Raw genomic sequence first — 22,496 nt, 5'->3', positions numbered from 1 at the left:
CAGGTTAGCTCGTGTTATAATGAAAAACTGAGCTTAGGATAATTACGAATTTTGCTCATAATTGAACGGATGCCAAGAAAAGCCTCCGCCTAGCGATAAAATATGGAGGTGTAAGTGAATGAATAAACGATGGACGATCGGTAAAATTAAAGAATTTGTTGAGAACAATTCTGAAAGTAAATTGCTAACGACTGAATATCACGGTTTTTCTCAAAAGTTACTATTTAAATGTGCATGCGGTAGCAACTTTGAAAAAACATTTACGAAATTTAAAAATAATAACCAACGTAAATGTGACGTATGTCAACCGCCAAAAGCGTCACGCTAAACGTATAGCGAATAAACGAAGTGCCGATTTCTATTAAATAGAAGTTGGCGCTATTTTTATTTTATAGGAGCAATATGATGGATGATGAGTTAGTGAATTGTTTAACTAAAGTGGTATGGAAAATTAATTAAATTGAACAAGCTATTTCAAAATAAAGATAGAGTATTCTCTAGTCTTTTCAATCACAAAATACCTAAAACATCACTATTTGATTTGAAGAATCAAAATAAGATAAAGGTTTATGTTAAATAGGCAATTTAACATAAAGAGTAAAAGATATTTTAGAAGAAAATAAAAAAACACTCAAATTAATGAGCGTTCCCTTCTTACAATGCTATCTATATTTTTTTAGCTTTTCTAAATCTCTTCTAAAATCACTTTTATAAGTGTAATCTGAAATATAATCTAGAAAATCCGCAAACTCATTTCCTTTTTCATAAAATGCTTCAATAAATTCTTTAGTATCGCTAACTAATAGCTGTTCATCTACTGATAAGAGTAAATTACTTTTATTTTTCTTTTCAAACTTAATTTCGATAGGTGTATTAGGGAAATAAATTTCACCTTCTCCATTTTCTAAGAAATTTTCTAATGCATTTTTATAAAAATACCATAATGAATCAATATCATCAAATGCTTCAAAATCTTCAATTTTTCCATGAACACCGTTTTCAAATACAATAACACCATCTAAATTTAATAACCCATCTTCAAAAACATCTTTTTTTAAAGCAATAATTTCTTTTATTTCTTCTTTTTTCTTAATATTTATAAACTTATCTTCTTCTCGGATATATATATAAGTTTTGATTTTCATTTAATAATTCTCCTATCCAAAATTATAAAAATATAAACACATTATAAATAATAACGTACCATAAGAAATGTGAGAATTTTTTTAATTAATAATGGAGAAAGCTAATAGGTAAGGTCGAATATCAGTTCAATTAAACTTGAAGAACCACCTGTATGATTATTAAAACCTTTTTTCTTTCCAAATATAGCAAATCACATAACAGCTAATCCCATTATTGAGAATATCGTAAAAACAACTTTTATCAATATTTTAGCAACTCCTAATGATGTATGCCTTCATATTAAACTAAACATAACACTAAAGAAAACTATAACTTTGGCTAGATATAGCGATGGCTGCATTTATTCCCTCTGTCTTCATACGAGATCATTAAAACCATGATTTTCAATAATGCCTATACTAAACTCTCCTAAAATGATTAATGGTGTTATTTTTTCCTTCGAATGGGTGAGATTGTTCAATTCGAGCAATTGCTTCTTGTGCTATCAGAGCAGGACCGTTGAAGAATGGTATTTTATATATACTTTCTTGTCATTTAAAATATTTGCTATTTCAAAATATAACTGTTATTCTTATGGAGAATTATTTTTGTTTTATTTCAGATTGAGAATAACATTTTGTTATTCGTCTAAGGTATTTGAGCAAGGATAGTAACATATTGTGTGGATATCCACACTAGGAGGTAACAATTATGGAACAAGGTAAAGTTAAATGGTTTAATGCAGAAAAAGGTTTTGGATTCATCGAGCGTGAAGCAGGAGAAGACGTATTCGTACATTTCTCAGCAATCCAAGGCGAAGGTTTCAAATCTTTAGACGAAGGTCAAAGTGTAACTTTTGAAATTGAAAATGGACAACGTGGCCCACAAGCTACAAACGTTCAAAAAGCTTAATAATAGCTTTAGCAGACCCTACTTGTAGGGTCTGCTTTTTTTTGCTTAAATTACGGATCTATACTATTTGAAATGTAGGTATAGTGGAGGTGAATGCTACGACACTCCTGTACCTTACGCTATCGCTTTCGGTACAAATAAGATTGGATCATTTAGAAAAAGTGTGGACGAAATTCGGGATTGTAGTAATAGTCACAACCTGTAATTCCTTAAAAAATCGAGAACATGAAGAAGAAAAAAGAGTTAGTGAAAAACAACAGTTTTTTCACCAACTCTTTTTTGAATTCGTAGAAGTAGGCCTATTTTTTAACAATTTCTTTAACGATTTCTTTTTCCTCTTTAACCTCTTTTTTTACTTGATCGATTTCATCTACTGCATCATCTGTAAGTTCTTTTGCCGATTTTTTAAACTCATTCAACGTTTGTCCAACTGCTCTACCAATTTCAGGGAGCTTTTTAGGGCCGAATATAATTAAAGCCAGCACGAGAATAATGATCAATCCAGGTATACCTATATTTGAAAACATATTAAAACACTCCTAAAGTTATAATTTATGAAAAATCTTCATTTACTTGAGTTACTTTTTCTTTTCTTTGCTTTCGCTTATAGACGAATTTAGATAATGAAATACTGATTTCATATAAAACTAACAAAGGAATTGAAACGACGAAATCAGACATAAATTCTGGTGGTGTAATGACAATCGCAATAACGATTAAAACAAAATAAGCATATTTTCGAATTTTAACCAGCACATAAGGGTTTATAATTCCTAATGATGTTAGGAACATCATAACAATTGGTAGTTCGAAAAGTACTCCAAAAGGCAAAGAAATATTAATAATAAATTTAAAATATCGGTCAGCAGTAAAGGAAATATCCATTACACCTTCCCCAAGCTTTACCAAAAATCTAATCACAATTGGAAAGATAACAAAATATCCAAATGCTAACCCCCCTATGAATAAAAGAAATAAAGCTGGAATGTACGATAAAGCCATTTTTTGTTCCTGTTTTTTTAAAGCTGGTTTCACAAATAACCAAATTTCTAAAGCTAAAACTGGAATGGTGAAGGCAATTGCGACTATGCAAGCAATAGTGAAATAAATCCATATAATATCGCTTGGACCTAACGCCATTAATTTGCTATCTAAATTTCTTGTGAAAAATAGATAAATGTCCTTTACGAAAAAGAAAGAAGCGCTGAGAAAGATTAGAAAAGCTACAGCTGTAATGATGAGCCGCTTTCTTAATTCATCTAGGTGTTCAAGTAGATTCATATCTTGATTTTCCAAGGAGTTACGCCCCCTCACTAATGTTGGAAAAGGTGTAAGGTACGGATTACACCTATAGAATATTTCCAACTTACGTCTTTTCAAAAGTCTGGAAACCTGTTGAAAGTAGTTAAATTAGAAAAATATTCTAAATGCACATATTATTCTACCAAAGTTATAAATCAAACAGTATGTCTATTTTGTTACGTTTTATAATCAAGTGAGTCGTAATGAAAAAATAACTAAGAATGAAATTATTATAGATTTTTTCAAAGATTTCGTTTGTGAATCGGGTTGGGTGATAAGCGTCCGACTATAGAAAAATCGTTGATATATCAACGTTTCTATTCAAATAAGACAACCGCAATAATTAGTTTTTTGAGTAGGTATTAATAAGTCCGTGAGATGAATTGTGTTTCCTTATTCATAAAAAAAAGAGGTTATATCAAGTGGATAAGGTGTAACAAAAATCACAGCAAGCACCATTTTATTTTGTTACTATAAAATCGATTGTCTTGGTGCTGCTAAATTTTTGATATTGGTATTTAAAGAAAATAGCAATTGAGCCCTTGTTTTGCGCGGAAATGAACCGTGTATTTATCCATCGTTTTATCACTATAGGTACGGGCTCTGTAGTAAAAAATATCAGTAGCATTCTTTAACATAGACATGCATATAAAAAATAATTTAATATTTTGTTTTTTGAAATAAGGGAGGCTTCGATAAAATGAAGAAGCAGAAAACAATTTATGAATCAGCCCTAGATCAAGGAATCTCTAGACGGAGTTTTTTAAAAATGTGTACCGCATTAGCGGCGACAATGGGTCTTGATTTTAGTCAAACTAACGATGTAGTAGCAGCGATGGAAACTAAAAAACGAGTACCGGTATTATGGTTACAACTACAAGATTGCACAGGATGTTCAGAGTCATTTATCAGATCTACTCATCCGAAAACAGAGAGTGTTTTATTTGACATGATTTCACTTGAATATACAGAAGTATTATCAGCGGCTTCAGGTGTGCAAGTAGAATCTAATCTAGATGCCGTTATTGAAAACTATAAAGGTGAATATATTTTAGCCGTTGAAGGAAGTGTTCCTGAAAATGCCGGTTATTTAATGATTGGTGGTAAAAGTGCAAAGGATACATTTATCCGAGCGGCAGAAAATGCTAAGGCCATTATTTCCTATGGTAGTTGTGCATCATGGGGAGGAATTCCTGCAGCATATCCGAACCCAACTAAAGCAAAACCAATTACAAAGCTCATAAAAAATACACCAACTATTCTGGTTCCTGGTTGTCCGCCAATAGCTGAAGTAATGACTGGCGTAATTGCACACATTATTACATTTGGAGAAATACCAGAGTTAGATGCAGCTGGAAGACCAAAGGCATTTTATCGCCACCGTATCCATGATAAATGTAATAGACGCGCTTATTTCGATGCTGGTCTATTTGTAGAATCGTTTGATGATGAGGGTGCAAAACAAGGTTATTGTTTATACAAAGTAGGTTGTAAAGGCCCTTCTACATACAACTCATGTGCAGAAATGCGTTGGAATGGCGGTACAAGTTATCCAATACAATCTGGGAATCCTTGTATTGGCTGTTCAGAAAGTAATTTCTGGGATAATGGTCCATTCTTCACAAGACGTGCGAAAGTACCAGGAACGCAAATATCGATTAATCCTGACAAAGTTGGAGTTGCAGCATTAGGTGTTACTGCAGCAGGTATAGCCGTTCATGGTGCTGCTACGATAGCAAAGAAAAAGTATGATGAAAAAAAACGAGGTGAAGAAGAATGACAGAACGTATTGTAGTTGATCCGGTTACTAGAATCGAAGGTCACTTACGTCTTGAAGCTGATATTGATGATAAAGGTGTTATTAAAGATTCTTTCAGCTCAGGAACAGCTGTTAGAGGTATTGAAGTAATTGTAAAAGAGCGTGACCCTCGTGATGTTTGGGCTTTTGTGCAACGAATTTGTGGTGTATGCACGTCTACACATGCTTTAGCATCCATTCGTTCGGTTGAAGATGCTCTTGATATTAAAATTCCAGAAAATGCCCATTTAATTCGCAACATTATGAACGCTGCAGTATTCCTTCATGACCATGTTGTGCATTTTTATCACTTACATGCTCTAGACTGGGTAGATGTAATGAGTGCATTAGATGCAGATCCTAAAGAGACTTCTAAAATTGCCCAATCAATTTCAGATTGGCCAAAATCTTCTCCAGGTTACTTTAAAGAAGTTCAAGATAAAATTAAGAAACTAGTAGATAGCGGTCAACTTGGTATTTTTGCCAACGGTTATTGGGGGCATGAGGCATATAAACTTCCCGCAGAGGTTAATTTAATGGCAGTTGCCCATTATTTAGAAGCGCTTGATTGGCAAAAAGAAATTGTAAAGGTCCAAACGATTCTTGGAGGAAAAAATCCTCATCCTCATTATGTAGTTGGTGGAATGGCAACACCTTTAGATATCAATAGTGATAATGGGATTCATGCGGAAAGACTAGGAAATATTTCGCAACTGATTGATCAAGCAAATACATTTGTAAATCAAGTATATATTCCGGATCTCTTAGCCATCGGTTCTTACTATACTGATTGGACATATGGTGGAGGAATCAACAATTATTTAAGTTACGGTGATTTTGCACCAAAAGATCATTATGATATTTCTAGTTACCGTTTGCCACGAGGTGTTATTCTGAATGGTGATTTGAGTAAGGTCCATGACATTGACTTAAAAGATCCAACACAAGTTCAAGAGTTCATTGATCATTCTTGGTACGAGTACAAAGGTAAAACACAAGATGGAGGCTTACATCCATTTGATGGTGAAACCAATTTAAATTATACAGGTCCTGAAGCACCTTATGATCATTTAGATACAGATAAAGCATATAGCTGGATTAAATCACCACGATATAAAGGACAACCGATGGAAACAGGTCCGCTAGCGCGAATCATGATTAGTTATGCATTGGGTCGTAAAGAAGTGAAAACACTTGTAGATAACACACTTGCAAAATTAAAAATACCTTTATCTGCATTACAATCTGCATTAGGAAGAACCATTGCACGAGGATTAGAATCCGTATTAGTAGCAAAATGGATGCGTGAAGATATGGACCAACTATTAGCGAATATAAAAAATGGCAACCAAGTGACATTTAACGCATCAAAATGGGAACCAGAAACGTGGGAAAAAAGTGCTAAAGGTGTTGGCTGGATTGAGGCTCCACGCGGCGCACTTGGACATTGGATTGTTATTGAAGACGGTAAAACAAAGGATTATCAAGCGGTTGTTCCAACTACTTGGAATGCATCACCAAGAGATCAAAAAGGAAATATTGGCGCATATGAAGCATCTTTAAAAGGTACGCCCGTCGCTAATAAAAAACAGCCACTAGAAATAATTCGTATCATCCATTCATTTGACCCTTGTTTAGCATGTGCGGTTCACTTAACAGACTTAGAATCGGATATTCAAACAGAAATTCGTATTGGTTAGGAGGAGTGACATATGGCAAATCCATATCATTCAGGCGAGAATAGTGAGTCAGTATATAAAAACAATCGCCCTCCCAAAATAGAAAAAGTAAATAATGATACTCTGAAAATTTATGTGTGGGAATTGCCAGTAAGAATATTTCACTGGATTAATGCAGCAGCTATTTTTGCTCTTATGATCACAGGTATTTATATTGGAGATCCATTTTTTGCCTCAATGTTACAAGAAGAAGCATCTAGTTTTCTCATGGGATGGGTTAGATATATCCATTTCTTTTCAGCTTTCTTATTTACAGTGAATTTACTGATTAGATTATATTGGACATTTGTAGGTAATAAGTATGCAACGTCTAATCTAATACGTAAAATTTTCTGGAAAGATACATGGGAAACAGTTAAGTTTTATTTGTTTTTGAAAAATAAAAAACCACATTTTGTTGGACATAACCCGTTAGCTCAATTAAGTTATTGGGCTATCATTGGTGGCGGTTCTATCATTATGATTTTCACTGGATTCTATCTATATGTAGAGCCACAACCAGAGTCTTTCTTAGGTTGGATGTTTACATGGGTACCAGCAATATTTGGTGATAGTTTTGAAATTCGTTCATGGCATCATCTAGTAGCATGGGCATTTATGGCTTTTGTCGTTGTTCATGTCTATTTATCCATCCGGGAAGATTATTTAGTAAAGAACGGAACAATGAGTTCGATTTTTACTGGATACAAAACAGAAACGAAACATTCAAATGAAAAAACGGAAGATGAGAGCATGCCGGGAGAACAAAATGACAAATAATAATCGGAAACAAATTACGATATTAGGAATAGGAAATACGTTATATTCAGATGAAGGTTTAGGCGTATATGCATTATCTCCATTAGAAAAGCTATATGGAAATGATGACCAGGTGGAATTGGTTTATGGGGCGACGGATGGAATGAGCCTTCTAGGCGTGGTAGAAGATACCGATTATTTAATGGTCCTTGATGCAATCAATGCTGGTAAAGAGGGAGGACATATTATTCAATTACAAGGTGATGAGATTCCAGCTTACTATGGTGTTAAAATGTCTATCCATCAACTTGGATTTCAGGAAGTCCTTCTCGCTTCAAAATTGAGAGAACGTTTTCCGAAACATCTCGTGATGATTGGCATGCAACCAACTTCTTTAGAGCTTAGCGTTGGACTTACGACAACAAACGAGTCTAAATTACCAGAGCTTGTGCAATTAGTTGAGAGACAGATAAACAAATGGAAGAATGATCTAGCATGAATCGATTAGAATTTCTTAAAGAAATAAAGCAAAGTCTTGTTGAAACGGTTCAATATGCTTGTGCACCAATTATGGAAGATAAAATTGATAAATGGAATCGCTCATTTGATGTATTGTCTCAATTGCAATGGTGGCATGTGACAAATCAAGTTAGTGAATCAAATAAAATCGAAGAGAAGTATATTGATAGTCAAACCATCATACTCGTACATGAAAATAATAAATTACATGTTTTTAATGGACTTTGCCCTTCTTGTGAACACTTATTAACGGTATTTCAGAAAGATTCAAAATGTAAATGTATGTATTGTGAAAAGGAATATTCTTTTGCAAGCAATGAAGAAAATTGCTTGCAAGAGTATCCTCTAAAAAGTTGTGAAGACGGTTATTATGTAGGTTTAAGAAAAAGAAAGACTGTTTGAAATAGGTGATGTAAATGCATGAAATGGCTCTTATGGGAGATATATTGAACATTATTATTGAAGATGCAGAAAGTAAAGGCATTAAACAATTTAGTAGAGTTGATTTGATTGTTGGTGAGTTAAGCAATGCAATGCCAGATGCGTTGAAGATGGCATTTGAAGTATATAAAGAACAGAATGCACAATTGTTTACAAAGGATGCAAGTCTTCATATTCAACATGAAGAAGCAATGTCAGAGTGTATTTTTTGTAAAACAGTTTACAAACCGGATTTCAAAATTTCAATATGTCCATCGTGTAATATGCCATCGGGTAAATTAATTTCAGGTGAAACATTTCAAGTTTTATCCTATGAAGGGGAGTAATGAATTTGGAAATAAAATTAAATACGAATGTATTAACAAATAATAATATGGCTGCAGAATATAATAGAGACTTATTTAACAAGACGAAAACACTTGTGATTAATTTAATGAGTTCACCAGGTGCAGGGAAAACTACTCTATTAGAAGAAACTGTAAAAAAATTATCAGAGCAATATCGAATTGGTGTTATTGAGGGAGATTTGGCAACTGAAAAAGATGCTAATCGTATTCGGCAAGTTGGAGCAAAAGCAGTTCAAATTAATACACATGGTGGTTGTCATCTAGATGCAAGAATGGTTGTGGCAACATTACCTGAGTTTGAATTAGAAGAAATTGATATATTATTTATCGAAAATGTAGGAAATTTGGTGTGCCCATCTGGATATGACCTTGGTCAAAATCACAAAGTAGCAGTTCTAAGTGTGCCAGAAGGAAATGATAAGATTCCAAAATACCCACAAATGTTTATGCGTACAGAAATGGTCCTTTTAAATAAGGTAGATTTACTACCATACTTAGATTTCGATGTTGATACGGCAAAAGAAGATCTAAAAGCGATTAATCCAGAATCTAAGCTAATACCATTGTCAGCAAAAACGCAAGAAGGTATGGAAAGCTGGTATTCTTGGATTAATGAGGCCTATCAAGCATGCTTAAAACAGTAAAAGTTTCTATTGTTGGTAGAGTTCAGGGTGTAGGATTTCGCCCTTTTATTTTTCAACTTGCAAACGAATACGGCTTAAAGGGTACAGTTCAAAATAATATGGATGGTGTGGAAGTATATATCGAAGGAAATTCAGCTGATGTCCAATTGTTTTTACAAAGTATTAAAGAAAAAGCACCAAGATTAGCTAGAATCGATCAAATGACTGTTTATAATGAAGCTTTTATAGGCTATAAGCAGTTTTCTATTATTAAAAGTAGACGGGAAGGAACATCTCAGCTGGTCATTCCTGTAGATGCAGGAGTATGTGATGAATGCCTGGCAGAAATAAATAACCCTCACAATCATCGATATAATTATCCCTTTACTACATGTACGCAGTGTGGACCCCGGTATACTATCATTGATGAACTTCCCTATGATCGTCCCTATACATCCATGTCTCATTTCGAACTTTGTCCAAACTGTGAGAAGGAATATAATAATCCGATGGACCGGAGACATCATGCGCAACCAATCGCTTGTCCGGAATGTGGTCCTTATGTCACGTTAGTAAGTAATGATGGTAGAATTTTAGCTGAACTTGAAGAGGCTTTACAGGTTGCTGGGAAATTACTTAACGAAGGTAAAATCATGGCAGTGAAAGGAATCGGTGGTTTTCATTTATGTTGTGATGCAAATAATGATCAGGCGGTCTCGCTTTTGAGAAGCAGGAAAAATCGGCCTAATCGCCCATTGGCTGTGATGAGTTTTTCAATTGAACATGCAAATAGTTTTGCAAAAGTTTCATCTGATGAAGAAAAATTGTTGAGAAGCCCAGAAGCACCAATTGTTATTTTGCAAAAGAAAAAAGAATATCATTTATCCGAAAAAGTGGCGCCCAATATGAAGACTATTGGGGTTATGCTTCCTTATTCACCTTTACATTATCTTTTACTAAAAGAAGCAGGTGAGAAAACACTTGTTATGACAAGTGCTAATGTTTCTGGTTTACCGATTGTGTATAAAAATGAAGAATGTAGGCAGTATATCGGAGAAATAGCAGATTTCTACTTGATACATAATCGTGAAATAGTACATCCTGTTGACGATTCTGTTGTTCAAATCGTACAAGATAAAACGGATTTTTTCAGAAAATCTCGTGGCTATGTTCCAGATGCTTTATACAGCAAGATGAATGTTGATGGAATCGTATCATTTGGAGGTCAGCAAAAAACAACTTTTGCTTTAGGAAGAAATCATCAAGTTTTTATAGGGCCCCACATTGGAGATTTAGAAAATCTTTTTACGATTAATCACTATAAAAAAGAACTACAGCATTTGTTGAAATGGATTCAACCACATCAACGAATAGGTGTTATTGATTACCATCCAAACTATCAAACTCGTGAATTAGCAAAAGAGTTTTCATTTGATGAAGTGATGGAAGTTCAACATCACCATGCTCATATGGCAGCTTGTTTAGCAGAGAATGGCATCGATGAACAAACGTTTGCTATCATTTTAGATGGAACAGGATATGGATTGGACGGAAACATATGGGGATTTGAAATATTTTATGGGGATTGCAAGCAGTTTCAGCGATTGGCCCATTTAAAATATACAGCTTTACCAGGAGGAGAGACCTGTATTCGTGAACCATGGCGTAATGCTTGTGGAATGCTCTTAACATTATTAGGCGATGAAGGATTTAATATATGCGAGCAACTCTTCCCTTCACATAAAGAGGCGATATCCGTTTTTCGTGCAATGATTGAAAAAGGATTAAATACAGTGTATGCAGGAACTTGTGGCAGATTATTTGATGCTGTAAGTAGTATGATCGGTATTTGTGAGAAATCTACTTATGATGGAGAGGCAGCAATCCGTTTGTCAGAATTAGCTCAATTAGGTAAACAAGTAGATTCTTATAGTTATGAAATTCAAGAAGATCATAACAAATTAGTATTTGATTTTAGTAGAATGTTACTTGAAATTTCCCGAGATGTGAGTAGCTTGAAAGCGGTAGAAGCAATTAGTACAGCCTTCCATGAAACAATTGTACAGGCTTTAGTTGACGGGATGAACCGTATGAAGGAAAAATTCCCGCAATACAACAATAAGGTCGTTTTATCCGGTGGTAGCTGTCATAATCGATATTTAAAAGAACGATTGACGTCATGTTTAACAGTGGCAGGATTTGAAGTTTATAGTCATAAGCGTATTCCATGCAATGATGGTGGTTTATCATATGGACAATTAATGGTAGCAGCAGCAAAAAGGGAGGAAAAACCATGTGTGTAGGAGTACCAGGGAAAATAATTGAAAAACATGAATATAGTGCAGTAGTCGATGTAATGGGTTCACAAACTGATGTGGGTATTATTTTTGTACCGGAAGTTGAACTAGGAGATTATGTCATTGTACATGCAGGGCAAGCTATGTCAATTGTTGACGAACAATATGCAAAAGAGAGTGTCATAGAATGGAGGAAGTTTGTAGATGCGCGAAATTCTAAACCAGTCCTCTAACCCAGAAATTATTAGACCAATGCTAGAATTGGTTATAGAGAAAGCGGAAATGTTCAAACAAAGTTTTCATAGAAAGCCTGTTTTTATGGAAGTATGCGGTTCACACACACATGCACTAGCGAAATCAGGTGTTAAACAAGCATTAAAAGAGCATATACGCCTTATTTCTGGTCCTGGCTGTCCTGTCTGTGTAACAGATCAGCAATCAATTGACGCGATGATTGAATTATCACAAGGGGAGAATCGAATTATTTGTACGTTTGGTGATATGATGCGTGTTCCTGGTTCAAAATACTCCTTGATGGAAGAAAGAACAAAAGGAAAAGATGTGCGCGTATTATACGCACCAACTGATGCCATTAAAATTGCAGAGGAAAATCCTGAACAGGAAATTATCTTCCTTGGCATAGGATTTGAAACAACTATTCCGATTTTAGCTTTATTGATGCAAGAAGCAGAGAAGAAACAGTTAACAAATTTCTCAATTTGGATGACAACAAAGCTTGTAAGACCGGTATTAGAATATTTACTTCAATCAGGGGAAGTTGCTTTAGATGGATTCCTTTTACCAGGACATGTATCCATCGTTTTAGGAGAAGAAAATTACAATTTCTTAGTAGATGATTATCAGATTTCGGGTGTGATTGCTGGCTTTGAACCAGCTGAACTGTTAAGTAGTATACAAAAGCTCGTTCAAATAGCTTATGATGGCGATGCGAAAATTATTAACGACTACCGATCTGTTGTCACAACAAAAGGAAATATAACTGCTCGTAATCTGATGAATCGATATTTTGAAGAATGTGATGAGGCATGGCGTGGCATAGGTACGATTGCTAAAAGTGGTTTGGATATTAAACCAGAGTATAGTCAATTTAATGCAAAGCTTAAATTTAATATTGAGCAACAAGAGCCAAGAAAAACAAAATGCCGTTGTGGTGAGATTATTGTAGGGAAAATTGACCCAGAGGAATGTCCTTTATTTGGTAAAGCATGTACACCTCGCAAACCAATTGGTCCTTGCATGGTGTCAGATGAAGGTAGCTGTTCTGCAGCCTACCAATTTATGAGGGGGCTTAGCTAAATGTCACAAACAATTAATTTGGCACATGGTGATGGTGGTGAATTAAGCCATCAATTAATACAAGATGTTTTTGTAAAAGCTTTTGGGAATAATGAAGAATCTAAATTTGATGCGGCAATCATTCCTGTGCAACAAGGTAAAATAGCTGTCACAACAGATTCTTTTGTCGTTAAGCCGTTATTCTTCCCAGGTGGTTCGATCGGAAAGCTTGCTGTATCAGGAACTGTAAACGATTTAGCCGTAAGTGGCGCAAAACCTTTGTATTTAACTTGTGGCTTTGTCATTGAAGAAGGTTTCGCATTGAAAGATTTAAAAATCATTGTACAAGATATGGCAGACGAAGCGAATAAGGCTGGCGTTACACTAGTTGCTGGTGATACAAAAGTTGTAGAACGTGGTGGCTGTGATGGTGTATTTATAAATACAACAGGTATTGGTGTATTTAATGAAGAAATGGAAACGGTTCCTTCTTTTGAAGTTGGTGATGATGTTATCATCTCAGGAACATTAGGAGATCACGGAATTGCGATTTTAACTTCTAGAGGAGATCTTGGTATAAAAAGCTCCGTACAAAGTGACTGCGCTACATTGAATACGATGCTTGAAAAGGCTACGACTGTCTCAAAACAAGTGCGTATAATGCGTGATCCAACAAGGGGGGGATTAACGACTACTCTTGTTGAAATTGCAGAGGACTTTGGTGTAACAATTACATTGGAAGAAAGTACCATTCCAATTAAAGACGAAGTACGTGGTGCTTGTGACCTATTAGGTTATGATCCACTCTATTTAGCAAATGAAGGAAAAGCTATTATTATCGTTGCACATGATGATGTAGATAAAGTACTGGAAGTAATTCGTCAGTTACCAGAGGGTCAAGATGCTGAATGTATAGGTAAAATAACGGATACATCGAAAGGTCAATTGTTAATCGAAACACCTCTTGGGGTAAAAAGAACGTTGCATCGTTTATCTGGTGTAATGTTACCTCGTATTTGCTAGGTTTTAAGGTTGAATAGAAAATCCATCTTGTTCATCTTAAAAATGTCCAAGATGGATTTTTTTCATAATAGAAAAAACTAGACTAAATGCTTAAGTGAGTAGAAGAAAGGAATTTAAAATGAAAAAAAGCAAAAAAATAATTAGTATAGTACTCGTTTTGTGTTTGACCGTGGTAATTACAGCATGTAATTCATCAAGCGAAGGTGTAGGTGGCAATTCCTCAAAAGAATTTTCAACTAAAGGAACAACACTTATGTATGGTAGTAATGATTACACCCGGATTAACCCAGCAATTGATGAACATGGTGAAATCAACGCACTGCTTTTTGATGGATTGACTGATCACGACAAAGATAATCATATTGTTCCAGGTCTTGCAACTTCATGGGATTACGATAAGTCAACATATACATACATATTTCATTTAAGAAAAGGTGTTAAATGGCATGATGGTAAGGATTTCACTGCTGAAGATGTGAAATTCACGATTGAAAAAATAATGGATCCTAAAAATGAATCCGAAATCAGATCTAACTATGAGGATATCAAGAAGATTAAAGTAATTGATGACTATACGATTTCATTTACTCTTAAAAATACAAATGTTGCCTTTCTAGAGTATATGACAATTGGTATTCTTCCAAAACATCTGTTAGAAAATGAAGATATGCAAAATTCCAATTACTTTAAGTTTCCAATTGGAACGGGCCCTTATAAGATGAAGAAATGGGATAAAGGGCAAAGTATTATTTTAGTCAAAAACAAAGATTACTATAAAGGGCCTCCAAAAATTGATAACGTTGTATTTAAAATTACTGATGATGATCGAGTACAGTCACTACAATTAAAAACAGGTGAACTAGATCTCGCATTAGTAACCCCAACTCTGGCACAGCAGTTTAAAAATAATGACAAATATAAGCTACATACAATGGAAACAGCCGATTATAGAGGAATTATGTACAACTTTAAAAGTCCTTTTTGGCAAAAAAATAGAAATTTAATCAAAGCGTTCAATTATGCTTTTAATCGAGAAGCCATGTTAAAAACAGTTCTTCTGGATGAAGGAGAAGTTGCTTATGGACCCCTTCAAAAAAATAAATACAATGATGAAAATGTTGAAAAATATAATTACAATCCCAAAAAATCAAAACAATTAATTGAAGCAGCTGGATGGACAATGGGAGATGATGGGTATTATCAAAAAGATGGACAACGTTTGAGCTTTGAGCTTTCAACGAACGAAAATGAACAAGAACGTATTGATCTAGCCAATATGGCTGCCCAAAGCTTAAAAGAAGTTGGGGTTGAGTGTAAAGTCAATATTACTTCAAATATTGACTGGGAAAACCAAGATGCATTTCTAATCGGTTGGGGAAGTCCTTTTGATGCGGATGTTCATACTTATAAAGTTTTCGTTACGGATCAAGGTAACAACTACAACTACTTTTCAAATAGTAATGTTGATAAATACCTTACACTTGCAAGACAAACAGCCAACCAATCTGAACGTTCTAGATACTATAAAGATTTTCAAAAAGAATTAGCTAATGATCCTCCATATTCTTTTTTGGTATACCTTGATGCGAATTATGTAGCAAGTACTCATATTTCAGGTATTTCTGAACAGACTGTTTTAGGGCATCATGGTGTTGGTATCTTCTGGAATATTGAAGAATGGAGCATTGAAAAATAATTACTTCCAACTTACTTTAAAATATTAGATTGATTCATATTTACTCATTTGATTATCTTAGCGAATTTTAACAATCGTGTATATTTGAAGAGGAAAAATGGAAGTGAGTAGAATCAGTGATCAACTTTTGACAGTAACTTTTACTGATGTGGGAGATAAATAATGAAACAGAATGTATGGCTTTATATTGGTGAAAAAATAATTATGTTTGTACTATCTATATTCATCCTTTCTTTGATTGTTTTTTATATGGCTAGGCTTGCTCCCGGAGATCCACTTGTTTCTTACTATGGAGATCGTGCTGAAAAAATGTCTACCGAAGAAAAAGCAAGGACAATGGAACGCTTAGGTCTTGATCAGCCAATATATAAGCAATATGGTATTTGGTTTAAGAATGCTTTACAAGGAGAGTTTGGACTTTCCTATAAATATAAAGAAGATGTAATTCAAGTTATTAATAAACGAGCAGAGAATACTATTTGGTTAGGGGGAGTTAGCTTTTTATTGATATTCCTATTTGCTTTAGTACTAGGTAGTTTCTGTGCTTTGAGGGAAAACACTATATTGGATCAAATAATTTGTAAATTGGGCACGATTTCAAGCTGTATACCACCTTTTTGGATGGCTCTACTCCTAATTCTAATATTCAGTGTGAATTTGGGGTTTTTTCCTAGCAGTGGCGCTTATGATATTGGAAAAGCTAACAGTTTCAAAAGCCGTGTCTCCCATCTAATATTGCCCTTAACGGTAATGGTTGTTTCACACGTTTGGTATTATGCTTATATGATTCGAAATAAGTGCTTAGAAGAAATACGACAAGATTATATTTTACTTGCAAAAGCAAAAGGTTTGTATGTGCATGAAATCATGTGGAAGTATTGTTTAAAAAATATTATGCCCACATACATTAGCGCTATGGCTATTTCTGTTCCCCATATATTAGGTGGAACCTATATTATAGAAATGGTTTTTTCATACCCAGGATTAGGAACCTTATCATTTGAGAGTGCAAAATATCATGATTATAATTTACTAATGATCCTTTGTCTAATTACAGGAATAATCGTAATTTCTTGTAACACATTGGGGCAAATAATAAATGAAAGAATTGATCCTCGTATTCAAGTTTCGGAGGTTTCTAGGTATGGTAAATAGAGATAATAAATTTCAAATTGTCGGTTGTCAATACAAAGAAGAAGAACCGGTAATTTACCAAAAAAAGAAAATACTTCATAAGCCTCCAATTTTATCTATTATTATACTTGCAATAATCGTCATTGGTTGTTTAGGTGCCAAATTATTTATAACACAAGTTCCTTCACATATGTATTTGGATCATATTTCTAATGCGCCTAACAGGCAGTTTTTCTTTGGAACCGATAATTTGGGGAGAGATATTTTTTCGATGATTTGGTATGGGGGGCGTATCTCTCTATTTATCGGAATTATAGCGACTACAATTTCGACAATTATTGCAATCGTATATGGAACAATTAGTGGAACAACAGTAACTTGGATTGACAATATGATGATGCGATTGACAGAAATATTATTAAGTCTACCAAATATTTTAATGATTATTTTTGTTCAAGCAATCATGGGAAAACAAACGGTCATGTCGATTGCCTTAACAATTGGAATAACAAGTTGGATGAGTATGGCCAAAATCATTCGTACAGAAGTAAGACAAATACGAAACAGTGGGTATGTTATGGCTTCTAGATGTATGGGAGGAAGTTTTTTATATATTCTTCGAAAGCACTTAGCGCCAAATTTTATTGCTGCCATCATGTTTATGATCGTCATGAATATTAGCATGGCAATTGCAGCAGAATCTACTTTAAGTTTTTTAGGCTTAGGACTTCCAACAGATATCATTTCTTGGGGAAGTTTGTTATCACTTGCACCGAACGCACTCCTTACAAAAGAGTGGTGGATTATTTTAATACCAGGTCTATTTCTCATTGTAACCCTATTGTGTATTACAAATATAGGGAATTATATCCGAAGTGAAGCAAATAAAAAACAAAGCAATTTATAAAATTATCAGTCTATCTTGCTTCGATTTCAACTAGTTATTATTATTTTCGAAAAAGTGGGGAAGGGGAAGTAAATGCAGTCTATGGTATTTTACCTTTTTCATAGGATTCCTGCAGATTCTTGCCGGTTAAAATCGAAAACATTTTCACTAATTTGGGCCTTAACCAAACATATCAGCTTTGTTTTCCCTTTGGTGAATTCTAGAAAGCGAAGTTTTGTTTATCACTAGGATCAAAAAAATACTCCTATCTTTAAGGTGAAAAGATAGGAGTACGATGAATTTTCTATTTAGTAACTTGTTACTTCATGAAAAGCATCATTTTGTTGTGGGATATTTGGTGTATTCTCACGTAATACAAGACGTCCATCTTGCATTTCATAGATTTTATCGCAGTAGTGAAGAACAGATTCATCATGTGTTACCATCACTGCAGCTTTGTTTTTGTCATGAACTTCTTTTGCAATAAGTTCAACGATTTCGCTACTTCTAGAAGAATCAAGAGCAGCGGTTGGTTCGTCTGCTAAAATAATATCTGGTTCATTCATAAAAGCTCGTGCGATGGCTACACGTTGTTTTTCACCACCAGATAAATGCTGTACGAATTTGTTGGCACGATTTGATAATCCAACAGATTCTAAAAGATCATCTGCACGTTTTTTTGCCTCATCGTTCCAATTACCCGCTAATTCTGTTACAAGTTTTAATTGATCTTTTACCTTTAAGTAAGGTACTAAATTGGAAGCTTGGAAAATGTATCCGATAGAGCGTAAACGAACATCGGCCTTTTGCTTTTCATTATAGTTAGCTATATTTTCACCATTGATTAATACTTCTCCGCCGTCTGGACTTTGAAGTGCACCTGCTATTGATAAAACTGTACTTTTACCAGAACCCGATGGCCCAACAACGGCAACGAATTCACCACTCTCAACTGTGAAATCTACATTGTGTAAGATTTCAATTTCTTTATCCCCATCTTTGAAATTCTTTGTAATTGATTTTAGTTGTAAAGGTATTGTAGTCATTATTCAACTCTCCCCATTGCTTGTAGTGGATCGGCTTTCACAATACTTGTGCTAGAGAATAGGGCACCAAGTAATGAAACGGCTAATAATACGCCACCGAATTTCATGATTAACGCAAAGTCAAAGACAAATGGAATTCCATTTGGCATAATGCTTTGTAAAATATACGCAAAGCCAATTGCAAGACTAATACTAATGATTGAAAGTACAAGCACTTGGAGCATAGTAGAGCCAATTAAGAAGCCGTTCTTTGCACCGATTGCTTTTAAAATACCAAATTGGTTTACTTTTTGAATTGTCATAATGTAGAAGAATGCTGCTAGTACGAACACTGCAATTACGATTAAAAATGCAAGCATCATAAATAATGAGCTTTGTTCAGCATCGTATCCTGGAATTTTTTTCACAACATCGTCTTTAGCAATCCATTTACCATCAGCGACATGTTTTTCAACATCTGATTTTGTATTGCTAGAAGAGTTGTTTACTGCAATAGCGTTATAAGCAGCGCGATCTTTCCCGCCAAAAAATGCATTCCATGTTTTGTTATTCATAAAGACAACAGGTGTATGACTGTACGTTTGATTTTCTGTAAAACCGACTACTGTAAATGTTGTTTTTGTATTTTCTTCATAAAGTTTGTCCCCAATTTTAACACCTTGCTTTTGGAGTGTTTTGTCAGCAACAACTGTGTTTTTTGTAGTCGTATTTAAGTGTTTACCTTCTGTTACAGTGGGCATAATGAACTTCTCTGGGTTTAGACCCATTAAGGTTACATCAACTTTTTTCTTTGAATTTGTATCTTTAAGTGACATCATTTGTAATCCAAAAGCTTGTGCGTGATCATTGTTCATTTTTGCAACATCATTTGCTGAAAAATGAGAACGATCTAATCTATTTTCCGAATCCTTTGCTAAATAGTAGGAAGTAGCTTGCATATTTTTCATAGCTGAGGCATTATCATTTGCTAGCCCGTTTGCCAGTCCGCTAATGATAAATACGAGTGACGATATAAAAAATAATATAAAGCCAATTAATACATAACGTAGTTTAAAAAATTGAATTTCTTTCAATGATAATGAAAACATCTTTCATCATCCTCCTGTTTTGTTGATACCCTTACTATACAAGGGGATTATGAATGGAATATGAATAAAAAATGTAAAAAAAATCCAGCATCTAAATTAGCTACTGGATTTTGAGTATTCCTTCGGCAATGTAATCGTAAAAGTAGTTCCCTGGTTTAGTGCACTATCAACTGTAATACTGCCATGATGCATTGTAATTATAGACTTTACGATTGAAAGTCCAAGTCCTGTTCCTGGAGTTGACTTTGTACGGGAAGTATCGGCTCTATAAAAACGGTCAAAAATACGAAGTTGTTGTTCTTTAGTCATTCCGATACCCGTATCACTAAATGAAATTATGATATTATTTGCATGCTCCTCTAACGAAATATCCATTCGACCACCATCACGATTATATTTCATCGCATTTGTGAGTAAATTATCGAACACATTGTTCAGTAAAACTGGATCACCTTCAATACTAATTTCAGGCAAATTATAGCTAAGCATAATCCCTTTTTCACCAATAGCCCACTGATATTGGCGAACTAATTCTTTGATCATGCGTGATAATTCAATGCGTTCAGGTTTGACTAGATTATTTGTTTGATCCAATGAAGTTAATAATAATAGTTGCTGTGTTAGCAATGATAAACGATTAATTTCACCATTAATCACTTTAATGTACTGTGATTTTTGTGAAGAACTTAAATTTTCTTTTTCCAATAAATTTGTATAGCCTTTAATATTTGATAATGGTGATTGAATATCATGTGAGACGTTTGAGATAAACTCTTTTCTTATATCTTCGGTTTGTTCAAGTTGTTGTGCCATATGGGAGAAGCTGTTAGCAAGCCTACCGATTTCATCTTTTCGATCAATATCAAGCTGTACATTAAAGTTTCCCGCTGCAAGATCATGTGTTGCATTTGTTAAATGTGTAATAGGCTTAACTAAATATTTGGTACTAATCAAGATAAACACTATGATTAATACAAAGGTTAACGCGAAAAGAATACCGAACAGTATATGCATTTCATTAAATAATAGCTTAATATCTGGTCGTAAAAATAGAGCGTATTCATGGCCATTATGTTTTAGTGGAACCCCAATTGTATTTCGTAATTCGTTGGCAAAGAAGCCTGTAACAAAAGTTTCTTGTGGGAAATGCAATATCCCATGGTAGACATGTCCTTGTAATACATACGAAACGGATTTTTTAGGTAAATCCTTTACTCGATAATCTGCTCCAAAGTATTGCTCATTTCCAGTATCATCGACTAAATAGAGTTGATAGCCAACTGAAGCTATGTTGTTTAAGTAATCTTTTAGGTTAACATTAGGATGTGAATCGGTGAACTTTGCAATATCAAGAGCAATTTTCGTATTTTTTTCATCGTTGTATGGCTTTAGTTTTTGTTGATAATACGTATTTGAAATCATAAAAGCAATAACACCACTCATAAACATGATGGCGATTGAGATGATAACAAATTTTGAATAAAGAGATTTCATTAAAATTCCTCCAACATATAGCCGACACCGCGTATTGTCTTAATATGTACATGTTCGGTAATGTCTTTAAAATGTTCGCGTAATCGTTTTATATGAACATCAACCGTGCGATCATCTCCAATAAAATCCATTCCCCAAACTTGCTCAATGAGTTGTTCTCGGCTAAATGTCTGTTTTTGATGTGCCATTAAGAAGCAAAGTAACTCGAATTCCTTCGGTGGTAGGAATAGTGAACGATCCTCTACTTGGACCTCATAACGATCCTTCTGAATAATAATGTTGCCAGCTTTCAATACATTATCATCTTCTACAACATCATAGCGGCGGAGTAATGCTTTAACCCTGAATAGTAACTCCTCAGGTTCAAATGGTTTAACCAGATAATCATCGGTACCAGCTTCATAACCTTGTTTCTTATCAGATATTTGGCTTTTTGCCGTTAATAAAATGATGGGAATATCATAGTTTTTACGAATTTCTTTTGTAAGAGAAAATCCATCCATAAATGGCATCATAACATCAACAATAGCTAAATCACAGGCTTGCTGTTTTAGTTTCTGTAAGGCGATCGTACCATCTTTTGCTTGTGTAACATTGTATCCTTCCTCACGTAAATGTGTTGCCACTAGTTCTAAAATATTCATATCATCGTCTACGATTAATATAGTCGTCATTCTTCATGCTCCTTTAAATGTACCTCTGTTACACAATGATAGCGATATTATTAAAAAAAAAGAAGTATTTTTATTTTAAAGTGTTTGAATCAATTTCATAAATATATTTCTATTTAAAAATGCGAATATTTTCTAAAAACACAACTCTATAATTCGGATAACATTTCATTTCCAGTATTTACTTAATATGCCGCTCCAGATGGCGCTTTCCGCGGGCGAGCGGTGAGCCTCCTCGGAAGCCCGTACCGTGCTTCACTGCGGGGTCTCACCTGTCTCGCTTTCCCGCAGGAGTCGCCATCTTCCGCTTCATAGCCAATT

General features: G+C 34.5%; 23 protein-coding genes. 16 read left to right on the top strand and 7 right to left on the bottom strand.

All coding sequences use genetic code 11. The features are described 5' to 3' along the window. The first annotated feature begins 118 nt into the window (after positions 1-118). Positions 119-328 (top strand): hypothetical protein, encoded by a 210-nt coding sequence (locus Q8X41_RS03290; RefSeq protein ID WP_028395991.1) that lies wholly within the window; start codon positions 119-121, stop codon positions 326-328. A gap of 334 nt (positions 329-662) precedes the next feature. Here the strand turns inward: Q8X41_RS03290 and Q8X41_RS03285 are convergent, their stop codons facing one another. Continuing rightward, positions 663-1,145 carry a hypothetical protein gene (locus Q8X41_RS03285; protein ID WP_397538837.1) on the bottom strand — a complete coding sequence of 161 codons (483 nt, stop codon included), beginning with the start codon at positions 1,143-1,145 and terminating at the stop codon, positions 663-665. 691 nt (positions 1,146-1,836) lie between these two features. Between Q8X41_RS03285 and Q8X41_RS03280 the strand changes: the two genes are divergently transcribed. Further along, positions 1,837-2,037 (top strand): cold-shock protein, encoded by a 201-nt coding sequence (locus Q8X41_RS03280; RefSeq protein ID WP_397538836.1) that lies wholly within the window; start codon positions 1,837-1,839, stop codon positions 2,035-2,037. Between the two features lie 299 nt (positions 2,038-2,336). Here Q8X41_RS03280 and tatA read toward each other — a convergent pair whose 3' ends face one another. Beyond that, positions 2,337-2,564, bottom strand: coding sequence for a twin-arginine translocase TatA/TatE family subunit (gene tatA / locus Q8X41_RS03275; RefSeq protein ID WP_397538835.1), 228 nt, complete (start codon positions 2,562-2,564; stop codon positions 2,337-2,339). 25 nt (positions 2,565-2,589) lie between these two features. Then, a complete protein-coding gene (gene tatC / locus Q8X41_RS03270) occupies positions 2,590-3,333 on the bottom strand; it encodes a twin-arginine translocase subunit TatC (protein WP_397538834.1) in 744 nt (247 codons plus the stop codon). Positions 3,334-4,039: 706 nt separating this feature from the next. On the opposite strand from tatC, the gene Q8X41_RS03265 reads away from it, so the two are divergent. The 14 genes from Q8X41_RS03265 to Q8X41_RS03200 all read left to right on the top strand — a co-directional run bounded on the left by Q8X41_RS03265 (position 4,040) and on the right by Q8X41_RS03200 (position 17,897). After that, complete coding sequence (locus Q8X41_RS03265; protein WP_397538833.1) at positions 4,040-5,119, top strand: hydrogenase small subunit; 1,080 nt, start codon at positions 4,040-4,042, stop codon at positions 5,117-5,119. Beyond that, complete coding sequence (locus Q8X41_RS03260; RefSeq protein WP_397538832.1) at positions 5,116-6,837, top strand: nickel-dependent hydrogenase large subunit; 1,722 nt, start codon at positions 5,116-5,118, stop codon at positions 6,835-6,837. The genes Q8X41_RS03265 and Q8X41_RS03260 overlap by 4 nt, the downstream gene beginning before the upstream one ends. Positions 6,838-6,849: 12 nt before the next feature. Continuing rightward, entirely contained in the window at positions 6,850-7,635 is a 786-nt protein-coding gene (gene cybH / locus Q8X41_RS03255; RefSeq protein ID WP_397538831.1) for a Ni/Fe-hydrogenase, b-type cytochrome subunit, read from the top strand. After that, a complete protein-coding gene (locus tag Q8X41_RS03250; RefSeq protein ID WP_397538830.1) occupies positions 7,625-8,113 on the top strand; it encodes a HyaD/HybD family hydrogenase maturation endopeptidase in 489 nt (162 codons plus the stop codon). Before cybH ends, Q8X41_RS03250 begins: the two co-directional genes overlap by 11 nt. Next, on the top strand, positions 8,110-8,535 hold the full coding sequence (locus Q8X41_RS03245; protein ID WP_397538829.1) for a hypothetical protein: 426 nt from the start codon (positions 8,110-8,112) through the stop codon (positions 8,533-8,535). The genes Q8X41_RS03250 and Q8X41_RS03245 overlap by 4 nt, the downstream gene beginning before the upstream one ends. Before the next feature lie 14 nt (positions 8,536-8,549). Further along, positions 8,550-8,900, top strand: a complete 351-nt coding sequence (locus Q8X41_RS03240) for a hydrogenase maturation nickel metallochaperone HypA (protein WP_397538828.1) — start codon at positions 8,550-8,552, stop codon at positions 8,898-8,900. Continuing rightward, on the top strand, positions 8,900-9,565 hold the full coding sequence (gene hypB / locus Q8X41_RS03235) for a hydrogenase nickel incorporation protein HypB (RefSeq protein WP_397538827.1): 666 nt from the start codon (positions 8,900-8,902) through the stop codon (positions 9,563-9,565). Before Q8X41_RS03240 ends, hypB begins: the two co-directional genes overlap by 1 nt. Further along, entirely contained in the window at positions 9,550-11,847 is a 2,298-nt protein-coding gene (hypF, locus tag Q8X41_RS03230; RefSeq protein WP_397538826.1) for a carbamoyltransferase HypF, read from the top strand. The genes hypB and hypF overlap by 16 nt, the downstream gene beginning before the upstream one ends. Further along, a complete protein-coding gene (locus Q8X41_RS03225; protein ID WP_397538825.1) occupies positions 11,838-12,074 on the top strand; it encodes a HypC/HybG/HupF family hydrogenase formation chaperone in 237 nt (78 codons plus the stop codon). The genes hypF and Q8X41_RS03225 overlap by 10 nt, the downstream gene beginning before the upstream one ends. Continuing rightward, complete coding sequence (gene hypD / locus Q8X41_RS03220) at positions 12,046-13,158, top strand: hydrogenase formation protein HypD (RefSeq protein ID WP_397538824.1); 1,113 nt, start codon at positions 12,046-12,048, stop codon at positions 13,156-13,158. The genes Q8X41_RS03225 and hypD overlap by 29 nt, the downstream gene beginning before the upstream one ends. Further along, on the top strand, positions 13,159-14,160 hold the full coding sequence (gene hypE, locus Q8X41_RS03215; protein ID WP_397538823.1) for a hydrogenase expression/formation protein HypE: 1,002 nt from the start codon (positions 13,159-13,161) through the stop codon (positions 14,158-14,160). Between the two features lie 118 nt (positions 14,161-14,278). Beyond that, complete coding sequence (locus Q8X41_RS03210; RefSeq protein ID WP_397538822.1) at positions 14,279-15,856, top strand: ABC transporter substrate-binding protein; 1,578 nt, start codon at positions 14,279-14,281, stop codon at positions 15,854-15,856. Between the two features lie 162 nt (positions 15,857-16,018). Then, positions 16,019-17,011: an ABC transporter permease gene (locus Q8X41_RS03205; RefSeq protein WP_397538821.1), complete on the top strand. Its 993-nt coding sequence runs from the start codon at positions 16,019-16,021 to the stop codon at positions 17,009-17,011. Beyond that, positions 17,001-17,897, top strand: coding sequence for an ABC transporter permease (locus Q8X41_RS03200; protein WP_397538820.1), 897 nt, complete (start codon positions 17,001-17,003; stop codon positions 17,895-17,897). Before Q8X41_RS03205 ends, Q8X41_RS03200 begins: the two co-directional genes overlap by 11 nt. Before the next feature lie 287 nt (positions 17,898-18,184). On the opposite strand, the gene Q8X41_RS03195 is transcribed toward Q8X41_RS03200, so the two are convergent. From Q8X41_RS03195 to Q8X41_RS03180, 4 genes are all read right to left on the bottom strand, one after another. Then, complete coding sequence (locus tag Q8X41_RS03195; RefSeq protein WP_397540192.1) at positions 18,185-18,913, bottom strand: ABC transporter ATP-binding protein; 729 nt, start codon at positions 18,911-18,913, stop codon at positions 18,185-18,187. A gap of 8 nt (positions 18,914-18,921) precedes the next feature. Next, positions 18,922-20,010: an ABC transporter permease gene (locus tag Q8X41_RS03190; RefSeq protein WP_397538819.1), complete on the bottom strand. Its 1,089-nt coding sequence runs from the start codon at positions 20,008-20,010 to the stop codon at positions 18,922-18,924. A 96-nt stretch (positions 20,011-20,106) separates the two neighbouring features. Beyond that, positions 20,107-21,504, bottom strand: coding sequence for a sensor histidine kinase (locus tag Q8X41_RS03185; protein WP_397538818.1), 1,398 nt, complete (start codon positions 21,502-21,504; stop codon positions 20,107-20,109). Further along, positions 21,504-22,178: a response regulator transcription factor gene (locus Q8X41_RS03180; protein ID WP_397538817.1), complete on the bottom strand. Its 675-nt coding sequence runs from the start codon at positions 22,176-22,178 to the stop codon at positions 21,504-21,506. The genes Q8X41_RS03185 and Q8X41_RS03180 overlap by 1 nt, the downstream gene beginning before the upstream one ends. Positions 22,179-22,496: the final 318 nt, after the last annotated feature.

It is taken from the genome of Rummeliibacillus pycnus, from assembly GCF_044359855.1.
Classification (GTDB): domain Bacteria; phylum Bacillota; class Bacilli; order Bacillales_A; family Planococcaceae; genus Rummeliibacillus; species Rummeliibacillus pycnus_A.
This window is presented reverse-complemented; position numbering and strand designations above follow the sequence as displayed.